This window comes from Mangrovibacter phragmitis, assembly GCF_001655675.1.
Taxonomy (GTDB): Bacteria; Pseudomonadota; Gammaproteobacteria; order Enterobacterales; family Enterobacteriaceae; genus Mangrovibacter; species Mangrovibacter phragmitis.
In genome coordinates, this window is record NZ_LYRP01000033.1 from 414,180 (window position 1) to 428,946 (window position 14,767).

The 14,767-nt window shown below is 50.4% G+C and carries 10 protein-coding genes; all 10 read left to right on the forward strand.

The features are described from left to right. Positions 1-6: 6 nt before the first annotated feature. Positions 7-1,347, forward strand: coding sequence for a type VI secretion system baseplate subunit TssK (tssK, locus tag A9B99_RS17530; protein ID WP_064599709.1), 1,341 nt, complete (start codon positions 7-9; stop codon positions 1,345-1,347). Further along, positions 1,344-2,033: a type VI secretion system protein TssL, short form gene (gene tssL / locus A9B99_RS17535; RefSeq protein WP_064599711.1), complete on the forward strand. Its 690-nt coding sequence runs from the start codon at positions 1,344-1,346 to the stop codon at positions 2,031-2,033. The genes tssK and tssL overlap by 4 nt, the downstream gene beginning before the upstream one ends. Next, positions 2,030-3,742 (forward strand): OmpA family protein, encoded by a 1,713-nt coding sequence (locus A9B99_RS17540; RefSeq protein WP_064599713.1) that lies wholly within the window; start codon positions 2,030-2,032, stop codon positions 3,740-3,742. Before tssL ends, A9B99_RS17540 begins: the two co-directional genes overlap by 4 nt. Before the next feature lie 3 nt (positions 3,743-3,745). Further along, a complete protein-coding gene (gene hcp / locus A9B99_RS17545) occupies positions 3,746-4,237 on the forward strand; it encodes a type VI secretion system effector Hcp (RefSeq protein WP_064599715.1) in 492 nt (163 codons plus the stop codon). Between the two features lie 180 nt (positions 4,238-4,417). After that, positions 4,418-7,096, forward strand: a complete 2,679-nt coding sequence (gene tssH, locus A9B99_RS17550) for a type VI secretion system ATPase TssH (RefSeq protein WP_064599717.1) — start codon at positions 4,418-4,420, stop codon at positions 7,094-7,096. After that, positions 7,093-9,474 carry a type VI secretion system Vgr family protein gene (locus A9B99_RS17555; RefSeq protein WP_064599719.1) on the forward strand — a complete coding sequence of 794 codons (2,382 nt, stop codon included), beginning with the start codon at positions 7,093-7,095 and terminating at the stop codon, positions 9,472-9,474. The genes tssH and A9B99_RS17555 overlap by 4 nt, the downstream gene beginning before the upstream one ends. A 2-nt stretch (positions 9,475-9,476) precedes the next feature. Continuing rightward, a complete protein-coding gene (locus A9B99_RS17560) occupies positions 9,477-10,322 on the forward strand; it encodes a DUF4123 domain-containing protein (protein WP_064599721.1) in 846 nt (281 codons plus the stop codon). Positions 10,323-10,456: 134 nt separating this feature from the next. Continuing rightward, positions 10,457-13,039, forward strand: a complete 2,583-nt coding sequence (locus A9B99_RS17565; RefSeq protein WP_064599723.1) for a T6SS effector BTH_I2691 family protein — start codon at positions 10,457-10,459, stop codon at positions 13,037-13,039. Positions 13,040-13,044: 5 nt separating this feature from the next. Next, the gene (locus tag A9B99_RS17570) at positions 13,045-14,118 is read left to right on the forward strand and encodes a DUF6708 domain-containing protein (RefSeq protein WP_064599724.1); all 1,074 of its coding nucleotides are present in this window, start codon (positions 13,045-13,047) and stop codon (positions 14,116-14,118) included. 209 nt (positions 14,119-14,327) lie between these two features. Beyond that, positions 14,328-14,767, forward strand: a 440-nt coding sequence (locus tag A9B99_RS17575; protein ID WP_331710064.1) for a DUF6708 domain-containing protein, incomplete at its 3' end; no start/stop codon positions are given.

Genomic DNA, 14,767 nt, shown 5'->3' on the forward strand with positions numbered 1-14,767 from the left:
AAGCCGATGAAAACGGAACAACCGTTATGGGGGCGAGGGATTATGCTTTCGCCCCAGCATTTCCAACAACAGGCTGCGTATGCAGCCTGGTCTGCCGAATGCATTGCCAGAATGGGGCTCAACCATCCGTGGGGAGTGGTTGAGGTTTCGTTTGAAGCTGATGCATTGAAACTGGGTCATCTCCAGGCCCGCCACTTACATGTCCGTTTCCAGGACGGCACATTGATTGATACCAACAACGCGGAGGCATTGCCACCCGCGTTGCCCCTGGCTGGCGAAACCCATGAAACGACAGTGCTTCTCGCATTACCCCGGATGCGTGCCAATGGTGGCAATTGCCTGAAACCCGAAGAAGTCGCCGCTCACCCAGTCCGCTTTCGCCAGTCCTGGCATGACGTGCGTAATCTCTTTGGGGATGATGACCGCCAGATTGCCATACTCCAGCCAGAACTTAGCCTGCGTTTTGCTCACCAGAAGAATGGTGATTTCCTTACCTGCCCTGTGGCTCGCCTGATTCAGGATTCACAGGGAGTATGGCGTGTGGACGAGACATTCCTTCCACCGTTACTCAGTGTGCGCAGTAGCTCATGGCTGGTGGTTCACCTGGAACAACTGATGACCCAACTACGTGCGCGGCTTGCACGGTTGATGGCCATGAGGCGTGAAAGCAATGAGCGTATGGCAGACTTTGCTGTCGCAGATGTGTCTTTGTTCTGGTTACTGAATGCCCTTAACAGCGCTGAACCGGTACTCGGGCAATTTCAGCACCACCCACAATCACCCGTGGAACGTCTGTATCCCGAGCTTGCCCGGCTTGCCGGTAGTTTGCTGACATTTTCCCTGGAGCATCAGATTACCGCTATTCCTCACTACCGCCATGAGGCACTGAACGATGTCTTCCCACCATTATTTAATTTGTTGAGTGATTTATTAGAAGCCAGCCTGCCATCACGGGTTGTGTCGATTGAACTGACGTGTGACACACGCCTGCGGCTGTGGTCGGCGCGGCTGCATGACCCCCGGTTGCGTGATGGGGCCGACTACTACCTTTCGGTACGCTCACCCATACCTGCAGCGCGGTTGCAGGAGCAATTTCCTCTGCAATGCCGTGTGGGTAGCCCGGACTTTGTCACCAGCCTGGTGAACGCGTCTCGTCAGGGTATCCCACTCAAGCCTTTGCACCATGTCCCGGCAGCTATCCCGTTGCGCCTGGAAAACCAGTACTTCTCCCTTGATTTGTCTCATCCGGCGGCAAAAGAAATGCTGGAAAGCGGCAGTTGCATGTTCTACACCCCGGGCATGCTGGGCGAACCTGAACTTGAACTTTACGCGGTACTGAGAACATGAGTGAGCAAACATTCGAAATTACTAAACCTGTTGATATTGATTCACTTTTGCATAGTACCTGGCTGCAGGTTATCAGCTTACGCCACAGCCCTGAATTTAAGTCCGGCGAAGGGGCGATATTGTGGGAGCGCTGTGTCGAGAACATTACCGGGGCGCAACAGGCGCTGAAAGCAACACAACTGGATGAAGTGAGCTGCCAGCACATCCTCACTGCACAATGCGCACTATTGGATGAAACGGTTAAAAGTCGTGGTGTTCAGGATGATGCCTGTGCGCAGTGGTACAGCATTCCTCTTGAAGGGCATTTCCTGGGCACGATGAATGCGGGGGATACCCTTTGCGACCGCATGCGCGCAGTGTTGCGTGAGCCTGCGCCAGACCTGGCGGTTTTGGTCTGTTTCCACCGGGTTTTGATGTTAGGTTTTTTGGGCAGTTATCGTTCACTGGATGATCCGGAACGTAACAAACTGGTCAATGCGCTTAATGACAAAGTTGGCGGCATCACCTGTACAACAGTGCAACCCGTTCTGAACGAAAGGTTCGATGATGTGGGGGTAATGCGTTGTTTTTCCTCCTGGCCTGCACGTATTGGCCTGGCTGTGTTTATGCTGGTTGTACTGTGGTTGGGTCTGGATCTGTGGCTGGACCAGGTTCTGGCAACACGGTTGCCTGAGGTGGTTCAATGACACCCACACAACAGCGACTGCTGGTGTTATGGGCCGCACTGTTAAGCAGTGTGCTCTGTCTCGGGTTCCTGCCTGTCTCGCGTTTTTCTGCTGTATTGGCGGTGGTTGTTATTTGGGGAAGTGCCGCTGTATGGGTGGGCATGGCAAACCGCCGGGGAAACCCAGGCGCTATTGCCTGGTTTACTGACTTGCCCGGAGTGGCATACCGCCAGCCTGTTGTATTGGTTTGCGGTGATTTGCCAGGCAACTGGCCAGAGGCCTCACCGGTTCTCACTGTGAGCCAGGGTTGCTGGATAAGAGTGGAAACTCCGCATGACCTGGCGGCAGTTACCCGCGAACTGTTGTCTCAACGCCCCGGCTGGGGTCGCCAGCTTTCGGTAATGGTCTGCGTTTGCCCACAACAACATGGTGACCTGGAAACGCTCACCAGCCAGTTGCTCGCTTTGCGTTGGCAAATAAGCCAGTTGCACCGTATAACCGGGCAGGCTGTGCCGCTATTGCTCAGTAGTCTGGTGGGCACCGCAATGGTGAAAGATATGCACTGGCAATCTGCAACATCGGAGGGGCGTATCCGTGTCTGGCATAGTTCATCTGTGCCGGAAACAGTTGCTGGCTGGCTTAATACGCAGAATCCCCAGTCTGTTGAGCCCCCGGTGTTGATGAATAGCCTGGCAAACTGGTTCAACCGTTATGTTCACGCCGTATTTATAGATACAAAACCGGATATGCCACCCATTAAACCCACAGCAGTGGTTTGGGGAATAAGCCCGGTTCTGGCGGGAAGTTTACCCCGTTCAGTCTGGGCCGAATGGTTACACCGGCATACAGCATTGAATGACGTCGCTGGCTGGCATCCTGCCGGGGCTGACAGCACAGTGATGCCACTGTTACCCGATTTTATTTTACCGCTGCTGCCTGAGGGGGAAGGCGTAACGCCCGGTCAGCGTATGTTGTGCAACGGTTTTGTGCTGTTCACGCTGAGCATCGGCGTGGCTTTAGCCAGCAGTGCCTGGAACAACCAGCAATTACTGCAACGCATCAGTTTCGATTTACAGCATTACCACCATATTGGCCCGGCAGATAACAGGCAGAAGGCGCAAGCGGTAAATGAGCTGCGCCTGCACGCAGCCCAACTGAATAGCTGGGCTCGTAATGGTAGCCCACTTCACCTGAGCCTGGGGTTGTACCGTGGGGAGCATTTACGCGCACCGGTTATGGCCGCCATCCAGTCTTACGTTGTACCGGTAGAACCTGTTGTTCCCACACCTCCGGAAACAAGCCAACCCAATATTATTCACCTCGATAGTATGTCTTTGTTCGATGCCGGGAAGTCTGAGCTGAAACCCGGTTCCACGAAAGTGCTGGTGAATGCGCTGGTGGGGGTTAAAGCCCGGCCAGGGTGGCTGATTCGCATAACCGGGCACACAGATAACACCGGGAGCACATCACTCAACCAGGCGTTGTCTCTGCAACGGGCGGAGTCGGTGCGTGACTGGATGCGCGATACCGGCGAAATACCGGAAAACTGTTTTGCGGTTCAGGGGCATGGTGCAAGTCGCCCCGTCGCAACTAACGATACAGCGGAAGGCCGTGCGCTTAACCGCCGTGTCGAAATCAACCTGGTTCCACAGGCGAATGCCTGTCTGGCAGCAGGTTTATCCTCTGCGCCATCACTGGATGGTGGCGTGTCACGAAACGAAATGGAGTAACAAATGGCAATTCCTGTTTATCTTTGGCTGAAAGACGATGGCGGTGCTGATATCAAAGGTTCTGTAGATGTTCAGGACCGTGAAGGCAGCATTGAAGTGGTGGCGCAGGAGCACAACCTGTATATCCCGACTGATAACAACACCGGGAAACTGACTGGCACCCGTATCCACACACCTTTTTTGTTCACCAAAGAAATTGATTCCGCCAGCCCGTATTTATACAAGGCGGTGACCACAGGCCAGACGCTGCAGTCAGCTGAATTTAAGTGGTACAAAATCAATGATGCGGGCCAGGAAGTGGAGTACTTCAACACCAAACTTGAGAACGTGAAGGTGGTGAAGGTAAACCCGGTTATGCATGACATCAAAGACCCTGCTTACGAGAAACACAATCACCTGGAGCGCATTGAACTGCGTTACGAAAAGATCACCTGGACTTACAAAGACGGCAACATCATTCATTCTGATTCATGGAATGAGCGCGCCACCGCGTAAGTTATTCAAGCGGGCAGTTTCGGCTGTCCGCTTTTCTTTTTGCTGAGCATCGGTGAAGCGGGTGTTCAGCAAAAAATACCACAAACCCCAAACCAGACCGGATGCGCTTAGGTTCCTGAAAACAAGGAAAAGCGATGGGCGGTAGCGTGCCTGAAGGTCTCTGACAGCGAGTGAAAGAATATGGAAAATTCAGCGAACCTGTTGCGTCGTCTAAACCCTTACTGTGCCCGTGCACTGGAAAGTGCTGCCTCTCTGTGCCAAACCCGGGCTCACGCGAAAATTCACCCAGAGCACTGGCTATTAAAGCTATTTGAACAAGGCGAGGGTGACCTGACGGTATTGGGACGCCGTTACGAATGGGATATGGATGCGCTGTGGCAGGACCTGATGAACTGGCTGGATGCGTTACCTCGCCAGATTCATCACCGGCCACGATTATCGGATGAAACTCTGGCGTTGTTACAGGAAGCCTGGTTACGGGCATCACTGGCTGGCGAAGAGCAGATTCGCAGTGTTCACTTGCTGATGGCTCTGGTTAACAAACCTCGCCTGGTATCGTGTGATGGTTTGTGGCCGTTGCTGACTTTGAGGCAAATTCAGTTAGAGCGCCTGCGGTCACTCCTTGACACACAATCTGACGAGCGGCTTGAAGCTCAGCAGAATGACGAACTTGCCCATTCACTGCTTGATAATGCCACCCTGGCGGGCCGCCCGGAAAGCCAGCCAGACAATGCGGCAACACTGAACAGCGTATTACAGAATACGCTGGATAAATTTACCGTTGACGTGACAGCCAAAGCCCGCAAAGGGGATATCGACCCGGTATTTGGGCGTGATACTGAAATTCGCCAGATGATAGATATTCTTTCGAGGCGACGTAAAAACAACCCTATTTTGGTCGGCGAGCCGGGTGTCGGAAAAACAGCGTTAGTGGAAGGGCTGGCTCTGCGTATTGCACAAGGGAATGTCCCCGAATCCCTGAAGCCAGTCACCCTGCGCACCCTTGATCTTGGCCTGTTACAGGCCGGAGCCGGTGTGAAAGGGGAATTTGAACAGCGGCTGAAAAATATTATTGATGCGGTACAACAATCATCTGAACCCGTACTGCTGTTTATCGATGAAGCTCACACCATTATTGGAGCCGGGAACCAGGCTGGTGGTGCAGACGCTGCTAATTTGCTCAAACCCGCGCTGGCTCGTGGTGAATTGCGCACTATCGCAGCCACAACCTGGAGCGAATATAAACAATATTTTGAACGCGACGCCGCGCTGGAGCGCCGTTTCCAAATGGTGAAAGTTGATGAACCGGATGATGACACTGCCTGCCTGATGCTCAGAGGTCTTAAGCCTCGTTATGTGCAACATCATGGTGTTCATATTACAGATGATGCGGTGCGTACAGCGGTGGCTTTATCACGCCGCTACCTGACTGGACGCCAGTTGCCGGATAAAGCGGTTGATTTGCTGGATACCGCGGCTGCCCGTGTTCGTATGAGCCTTGATACGTTACCAGAGGTTATAACCGGCTACCGTTCGCGCATTACTGCGCTGGAAATGGAGCGCCAGGCTCTTCAGGCTGATATCGATGCGGGAGGAGACGTGGCTGATGGGCGTATTTCCGCGCTCGAACAGGAAGAAATTAGCCTGGTGGTGGCGCTGGATGAACTGGAAGCGCAATACGGTAAAGAACAGGCTGTGATTGAACAAATTCTGGCTTGCAAAGGTGATACATCCGGCTCTGCACAGAGGGCCTCTTTGCTTAAACAATTGCGCCAGATTCAACAGGAACAGGCGCTGGTTTACCCGGATGTTGAGCCCCGTACAGTAGCAAATGTTATTGCAGACTGGACTGGCGTTCCGCTCTCTTCGTTGATGAAAGACGAGCAAACTGAGTTGTTAAGCCTGGAGCATGAAATCGGCAAGCGAGTGGTTGGCCAGGAGGCTGCGTTGAATGCCCTGGCCCAGCGCTTGCGGGCCGCAAAAACCGGGTTGACCTCTGAAAATGGTCCTCAGGGCGTATTTCTTTTGGTTGGCCCGAGTGGTACCGGTAAAACGGAAACCGCACTGGCGCTGGCCAGCGCGTTGTATGGTGGTGAGAACTCACTGATTACCATTAACTTATCTGAATACCAGGAACCCCATACGGTTTCTCAGTTAAAAGGCTCACCACCAGGTTATGTAGGGTACGGGCAGGGTGGCGTTCTGACTGAAGCGGTGCGTAAACGCCCGTACAGTGTGGTGTTGCTGGATGAAGTCGAAAAGGCGCATAAGGACGTGATGAACCTGTTCTATCAGGTTTTTGACCGTGGCTTTATGCGTGATGGGGAAGGCCGTGAAATAGACTTCCGCAATACAGTGATATTGATGACATCTAATCTGGGTGGCGACTTGCTGATGCAAATGCACGATGACCAGCCTCAAGCCACAGATGGCGATTTACATGAATTACTGCGTCCATTGTTGCGTGACCATTTCCAGCCTGCGCTGTTGGCGCGTTTCCAGACAGTAGTTTATCGCCCGTTATCACCTGTTGCTATGCGCGCTATTGTCGAGATGAAACTGGCACAGGTAAACCAGCGTTTGCAGCGCCATTATGGGCTGAAAACACAAATAGAAAACAGCCTGTATGACGCATTAACCAGTGCCTGTCTGTTACCTGATACCGGTGCGCGCAATATCGACAGCCTGCTTAACCAGCAAATTTTGCCGGTACTGAGCCAGCAGTTGCTGGCTTACCTTGCGGAGAAACAACTGCCCCGGAGCCTGGCGCTGGGGTGGCATGAAACTGAAGGTGTCACTCTGGTATTTGGCGCGCCTGCTGGCGATATTGATAACCCTGACTGCGGAGGCGTGCAATGAGCAGCAATCCTTCCCGGGTGCTGTTCAGCCACAGCCACCATTTACTGAAGATTAAAGATTGCCAGTCACAGCCAGATGTCCTGGCTTTTGAAGGCCGCGAAGCGCTGAGTGAGCCATTCAGTTACCGCATTGAGTTTACCAGTACTGACCACGGCATTGGCCGGGAAAGCATGCTGATGAAAGCAGCATCACTGACGCTGCAGGCTCCAACAGACCAGGGGTTCAGCATTAAAGTTCGCCAGCCAGTGCGAGTCATTCAGGGCGTGGTCACCGGGTTTGAACGCCTGAGCACATCTAAAGACGAAACACACTATGCGGTGACGTTGCAACCCCGCCTGGCGCTGCTTTGCCGGACTCGTCATAACGCGATTTACCAGGATATGTCAGTTCCGCAAATCGTGGAGAAAATCCTGCGTGAGCGCCATAAAATGCGTGGGCAGGATTTTCTCTTTTCACTGACCAAAACTTACCCACGCCGTGAACAGGTCATGCAGTACAACGAGGATGATCTGCAGTTTATTACCCGCTTGCTCGGCGAGGTGGGGATCTGGTTTCGCTTCACCACCGACACGCGCCTGAGAATTGATGTTGCGGAGTTCTACGACAGCCGACAGGGTTACGAAACAGGCCCTGTACTCCCTTCGGTTCCGGTTTCCGGGCAACTTGACCGGGGGGAAGAGTCCGTATGGGGGCTTGAGAGCCGGTACCAGGTGGTGGAAAAAGCGGTCAGCCTGCGGGATTACAACTACCGGGAAGCTGAAGAGGATATGGATATTCGGGTGGATGTTGCCCGTGATGACCAGGGCACTTATGGTGAAGCGTACCACTATGCCGACAACTACCGCGTTCCCGGTAGTATTTATGATCACAACCCTCCACCTGAGAATGGGGTGTTCTACGCCCGAATGCGCCATGAACGCTACCTGAACGGGCTGGCAACGCTTTCCGGGATGTCCAGTTGTGCCACGCTGTGCCCGGGGCAGGTACTGAAGGTAACGGGCGGCCATGAGGTGACGGAAGCCTTCGCCCGAGGTGTGGCGATTACTTCCGTCATAAGCCAGGCACGGCGAGACAAAAGCCTGGTAGTGCGTTTTGGCGCGATACCGACTAATCCTGATTACAGTTTTCGCCCACCACGGGGGTGTCGGCCAATAATGGCCGGGACGTTACCCGCCAGGGTGACCAGTACAACGAAAAACGATCCTTACGGGCATATTGATAAGTTCGGGCGTTATCGGGTCAACATGTTGTTTGACCGGGATGACTGGGAACGGGGCTCGGAAAGTATGTGGCTACGTCAGTCCCGGCCTTATGGTGGTGATACCTTCGGCCTGCACTTACCTTTACTGGCAGGAACCGAGGTGGCAATAGGGTTTGAAGATGGTAACCCCGACCGCCCCTATATTGCCGGTGTGCTGCATGACTCAGTACACCCGGATCTGGTCACCATCCGTAATTATCGCCGAAATGTGCTACGCACTCCGGCGAACAATAAAATTCGCCTGGAGGATAACCGCGGCCAGGAGCATATCAAAATCTCCACTGAATACGGTGGCAAAAGCCAGTTAAACCTGGGCCACCTGGTGGATAGCGAGAAACAGCAGCGCGGTGAGGGAATTGAATTACGCACTGATGACTGGGTAGCCGTTCGTGGAGGAAAAGGCCTGCTGCTGACGTCACAGGCACAGCCGAAAGCGATGTCGCAGCAACTGGAAATGGCAGAGATTCGCAGCCAGCTGTCAGAAGCGTTGTCTGAAATACATGCACTATCAGTTATTTTGCAACAGGCGGATATTGATCCGTTGAATTATGATGCTCATACAAGGTTTGTTGAACGGAATGTGGACAGTTTGCAACAGCCTTCAATAGTTGTTGGCGCACCTGGCGGCATCGCTTTTTCAACACCATCGCATATTCAGTCAAGTGCCAACCAGAATCAGGTAATCAGTGCTGGAGAGAATACTGAAATTACAGCGATGCAGCGTATCGCCATGGTGGCAAAAAAAGCAATAGTCGTTTTTGCCCATGAACTGGGAATGAAACTGGTTGCTGCTGCCGGGAAGGTACAGCTACAGGCGCAAACCGGTGCTATGGAGATCACTGCCCGTAACGCGCTTACTGTTACAAGCAGTGATGATGAAATCTTAATCTCAGCGAAGAAAAAAATCACATTACAATGCGGGGGGTCTTTTATCACCCTTGAGCCTGGGGAGATTACGAGCGGTACTTCCGGGGGCTTTAAAGTAAAAAGCGCTGATTTTGATTATATGGCTCCTGCCACACAGAGCGCTCCTTGCACAAAATTTACTGCCTGTGAATCTGTTGCTTCTGCAGCTGCTGGCCAGGGTGAGTCGTTAATATCTTTGCGCCAGGGGTAACCATGGCTATTCAATATTTAGAGAAACATCGCCCATTGGGAATGCACCAGTATGCTGTGATTGATCGTATGAACGTTCCGGAATTACCCGAACACTGGCAGTATACTGAACTCATATCGCCAGTACTGGCACCTCAGGCGCATATTTACCCTTGGTTGATACCATTACACCAATTCTCACCTGAAGAGTGGTGGGCGTTTATGTCCACGCATATTCCGCGTGAGTGTACGCTTCTGTTATCGGGCAGCTTAACGGTTGCAGAAATACGCAGCGCATTGATTGGTGCGTTGCATTTTAAAGATAAACAACAGCGGGGATATATTCTGCGTTATTACGATCCGCGTGTGTTATTTCATCTTCACTGGATGTTGAAGCCTGCGCAACTATTTAATCAGTTATCAGCCAGAGGGATACCTTTCTGGACTTTCTGGCATGACGGGAACTGGCGTACTCTTGAATTTACTCAGGATACAGAGCCTGTATGTCGCGATAATATGGTATTTCCATTGGAACAATTACGGCGTATTGGGCAAATAAATCTTGTTCTTAAAAACATGACATCCGCGGGTGACATTGACGGGTGCCAACAAACCAGCTGTAAAATCAATGCACTTCTGGAGCAGGCAGAAATGTGCGGGTTGTCAGACCAGGAAGATTGTATTGCTTTTGCCTCTCATGGGCTGGTGCAACCAGAGGGGTTCTGGAAAGCACCCAAAATGGTCACATTTTTGGAGCAGGTCCGGCGTTCCCCTGGGTGCTATCGGGATGAAACCCATCTCTGGGATGATAACCACTGGCAGGAAATGACCTGTGAAGATTCACGTCGGCATAAAATTGAACTCTTTTGATGTGCCTGAAACAACATATTGTCAAGCATGCTAAGTTGATTCTGTAATTAGAGTATTGATGGAAATGAATAATGCCATATAAAGCTATTTATTAATGATCTATAAATGGATAATTAAATGCCAGGAGGGAATGAATGGAAATAGTTCGTCAGGGATGTAAATTCTGTATTCGCTATGGCCTGCCTGTATTACCTGTACGTCCTGCTGTTATGGAGAAAAATGACGCATTGCCACATTTGCCTGAAAATATTTTTATTCCCATACAGGCGCAGGGCGATACTGCATATACATTAAGACTCATGCGGGAAGGTTTTCTTAATATATGGCATGAATCAGGTGGCCGCTGGATAAATTATTATGTTACAGGTGAGGGGTACTATTATCCCCTGCCTGAGGATGGAAGTGTTCCGGAAGATATCATTACTGGTGCAAGAGAGCCCTGTATTACGCAACCACAAGAACTGGCGACTGCTTCGTTAATAACACTCCCTGTAAAACCGGTTGGGATGAAAAATGGAGTGTTCTGGTTTGGCTGGTCTGAAGTGGAATGGACAGCAGCCACACGTAAAAAGCACGAAGATGCTGACTTTCGCCGCCGGGTGATGCAGCGCTTTGATATGGAGGAGTGGTTGTCCGCAGGAAAGGCGGAACAAACATTTTCCATCACCCGTCTGGTCTCTTCTGTTGCGGAGTACAGCTCAAAAATACATGCCTCTGGCCACAAAAAATGGTCTGTTGCCGAAGTCAGGCAAATGCGGCCTTTGGCTGGGCAATATATACTGGATGCCGCAGAAGCTCTGTATCAGGGAAAAGGTTGCGTTGTTGTTCTGCAAGATCCCGTTGCAGTCATTCAGGACATTTCCTCGCTTGCCAGTTACCGGCTTGAGACTCAGTTTACTCATAACCCGGAATACTCACGTGGTCTGGCACTGTCTGCATCTTTAAGTGGTCTGAAAGACGCACTGACTAATCAGTTTGAGCGAGACCAGTTAACGCTCGGAGAAAATATGGAGCAACTCGCGCTTAATGGCCCTGCCGTAAAAGCCGGGAGTATGCTACCCACAATGGCCGGGGCACAGCATAGTGCGCTTTATCACCATAACAATCAGTCACTCCAGTATCAGGTAGCAATGTGGTGGGGAGAATATGAAAAATATATTGACCGCGAAAAAGAGCAGGCATTTTTAGAAACGTATAATGCTGCATTGTCATCTTATGATGAACAAATTATTTCACCCATGGTCTCGATGTATCTTGCCTGGTTAAAAGGGCCTGGGTTGCTGAATTATCTTAATGGTAATTTCGATTCAACAGACATTAATAGTGGCGCATTATTTACCCAGACCATGATGGATTGCCTGCAGGCTATGCAGGATAAACCAATGGTGGCCTCATGGGTGCAAAATCAGTTATCTGAAACTACGTTGAGCGACAGCAATATTCTGCTACGGGCCGCAGTCATGAATAATGCTGCCTGGTCAGAGCTGGTCATCAATATTACCCACGCGAATAAAGATTACAGTAATGTTCCCTGGGATAAACTGATTATTCTTTATACCAGCATTACGGACCAGTCAATTGGCCGGGTTCAGTTGGCACTGGAAGGGTATCTCAACACGGTTAGTGGCGTGTTGACGGGAATGTTGAGCCGGGCAGCAGATAAAATACTCCCATGTCTGGTCTCTCTGGCTGCATCTTGCGGTATGGGGCTGAAAACGGTAACCAGTACAGGTCAACGAAGGCATTTTATTCACGCGGTTATCAGGCAAACAGGCGAAATGGTTGATCCTGACTTCAGGATACCAGCGCATATGATGCGTCAGTATGTCGATATTGAAGTACGCAGAATGACAGTAAACGGGTTGGCTACAGAAGGGGTTCATCAGCAAAAAACACTGGTACTGGTTGATATAACCGAGCTCAAACACCTTCAGGGAGGCACAGTAGCTGCCAGTTCCCGGCCAGTGCCATTACAGTCTGCAGATGAAATACGCAATACACTGTACCCACCTCACTGGAAAAACAAACTGGCTCTGGCAAAAAGAAACCTGCGGCGTAATTTTGCGCATGATGGCGCACAGATACTGCCTTTTGCCGGGAGCGCACTGGCAGTGGTTTTACAGGTTAGTGCCGTTAGTTTTACCGCCAGCGAACTGATGAAAGGGCAATTAGCGGGTAAAGAGAAAGCCACAAAATTTGTTGCCGATGTTGTTGGTGCTGGTGGTGCTCTGTTAGATATGGCGGAACGGATAATTTTCAATTTTAAGGCATTGCGCCTGACACCATTGGTGCGGCTTCATTTTGGGCGTGTTGGATTAATCAAACTAGCCAGCTCGTTACGCTTTATTATACGTATTTGCTCGGCATTTAGTTTCATAACAGTATTTTGGGATTTTTATCATGGTGTGAGTGAATTTAAAAGGGGAAATATAAATCTGGCTATAGCATATGGTATATCAGTAATAGGTGGTGGGTCATTAGTAGTATCTGCTTTATTTAGTCAGTTTGCTCTTGGTCCAGTTGGAATAACTATTGCTCTCGGTGTTCTGATTGGTTCTTCAATTTATATTTCACTTCAGAATAAAGATGATATTCAAAAATGGTTATCCGCCTGCTGGTGGCGAAAAATCCCCGAGAGTGAGAGTAACGTGCCGGAGATTTGGCCAACCATGGAAATGGAAATGGCAGCATTGGAAAAATTAATTAAAGGGAGCTAATAGGAATGGGAATTTCACATGATATAGGGTTATTTTTTCCGTTTAAAGTGAACCGGCCATTAACGGCAGAAGAGAAAAAACGGCGCTTTGTTCAGGGACGAAGAAGACGCTGTCCGGGGGAAGCTGCAGTACTGGATTTTGAAACGGTAATTCGGATAAATACCACTTACCTCGAGGTGATTGATAAGTTTCACTCTACACGAGGGATGATTACCGCATTTATCATGGGGTTCTGTATCATGATTGTTTTTTTTCTTTCTGTTATAACTAAGATTGTTATTTTTAATAATGGTAGTATTCTTGGGTTTATCTTTTATTTTGTCGCATTTGGTATCTGCTTTTATTTTTTGATCCGTATTCTGTTAAAAGAATGGTTCCGTTATACCCATTACCCGGTTCGTTTTAACCGTAAAACCCGGCAGGTCCATATCTTTCAGGTCAGTGGCGAGATAATCACCGTTCCCTGGAATAAGATTTATTTCACCACTAACCGGCAACGGTTAAATGAATGCATTGTCGGGCATATTCTGGCGGAAGATAACGACACCGTGCTGAACACCTTCAGTTTTGGCCATGTGGGCACCCGGGATGAGCTCTCCCGCTACTGGGAGTTTATCCGCTGCTATATGGAAGAGGACTGTGTGGCGGAGCTGGCTGCCACAGTGCTGTACTGCCCGCCGGTGGAGTATGGCAGGGAAGGGTACATCACAGGTTTACAGATGCTGCTGCAGGTGGAATCCCGGCTGGAATGGCTGCCCACCCTGCTGCTGTTGCCGTTGTCACTGGTGGAAAGTGTGTCGAGGTATATAGGCACGCAGACCAGCAGGCGCCCGCAGTGGTCAGCAGAGGTGGAAATGGCCTGCCGGCCAGAGCCGGGTGACCCGGTGAATGTGGGAGCAGAGCATAATGGGCCTGGCCGCTGGCGCACGGTACTGGCCAACGAACCCCGTGCTGTTTACGATGCCAAAAACCAGTATCTGAAAGATGCCAACCAGAAAATAAGGGATAAAATGGCTCATAACAGGGCCATGAACGTTACCATGTCTGGCACTACAGGAGACAGTAACACATGGGGCTGATGCATACCACCGGGCTTTATATCCCATTTAAATTAAACCGGCCATTAACGGCGGAAGAGAAAAAACGACGCTTTATTCAGGGGCAGAAAAGACACTGCCCGGGTGAGGCTGCGGTGCTGGATTTTGAAACGGTAATTCGGATAAATACCACTTATCTGGAAGTGACTGATAAGTTTTATTCAACTAAGGGGGTTATTACTGGAGTTATAATGTCTTTTATTCTATCGGTAGCATTACTTGTGATCGATTTTTTTCTTATTGCTATATTACATGATGATTATCAAGGTGGTGCTTACGGAATTATTTTATTCTCGGTTGGTTTTATTGTTGTCCTGCTTTTATTTGGGCGGATTCTGTTAAAAGAATGGTTCCGTTATACCCATTACCCGGTTCGTTTTAACCGTAAAACCCGGCAGGTCCATATCTTTCAGGTCAGTGGCGAGATAATCACCGTTCCCTGGAATAAGATTTATTTCACCACCAACCGGCAACGGTTAAATGAATGCATTGTCGGGCACATTCTGGCGGAAGATAACGACACCGTGCTGAACACCTTCAGTTTTGGCCATGTGGGCACCCGGGATGAGCTCTCCCGCTACTGGGAGTTTATCCGCTGTTATATGGAAGAGGACTGTGTGGCGGAGCTGGC

Coding starts and splice junctions, on each gene's coding strand:
- A9B99_RS17565 (WP_064599723.1), top strand. CDS start 10,457: ATGGAAATAGTTCGTCAGGGATGTAAATTCTGTATTCGCTATGGCCTG.
- A9B99_RS17560 (WP_064599721.1), top strand. CDS start 9,477: ATGGCTATTCAATATTTAGAGAAACATCGCCCATTGGGAATGCACCAG.
- A9B99_RS17555 (WP_064599719.1), top strand. CDS start 7,093: ATGAGCAGCAATCCTTCCCGGGTGCTGTTCAGCCACAGCCACCATTTA.
- tssH (WP_064599717.1), top strand. CDS start 4,418: ATGGAAAATTCAGCGAACCTGTTGCGTCGTCTAAACCCTTACTGTGCC.
- tssK (WP_064599709.1), top strand. CDS start 7: ATGAAAACGGAACAACCGTTATGGGGGCGAGGGATTATGCTTTCGCCC.
- tssL (WP_064599711.1), top strand. CDS start 1,344: ATGAGTGAGCAAACATTCGAAATTACTAAACCTGTTGATATTGATTCA.
- hcp (WP_064599715.1), top strand. CDS start 3,746: ATGGCAATTCCTGTTTATCTTTGGCTGAAAGACGATGGCGGTGCTGAT.
- A9B99_RS17570 (WP_064599724.1), top strand. CDS start 13,045: ATGGGAATTTCACATGATATAGGGTTATTTTTTCCGTTTAAAGTGAAC.
- A9B99_RS17540 (WP_064599713.1), top strand. CDS start 2,030: ATGACACCCACACAACAGCGACTGCTGGTGTTATGGGCCGCACTGTTA.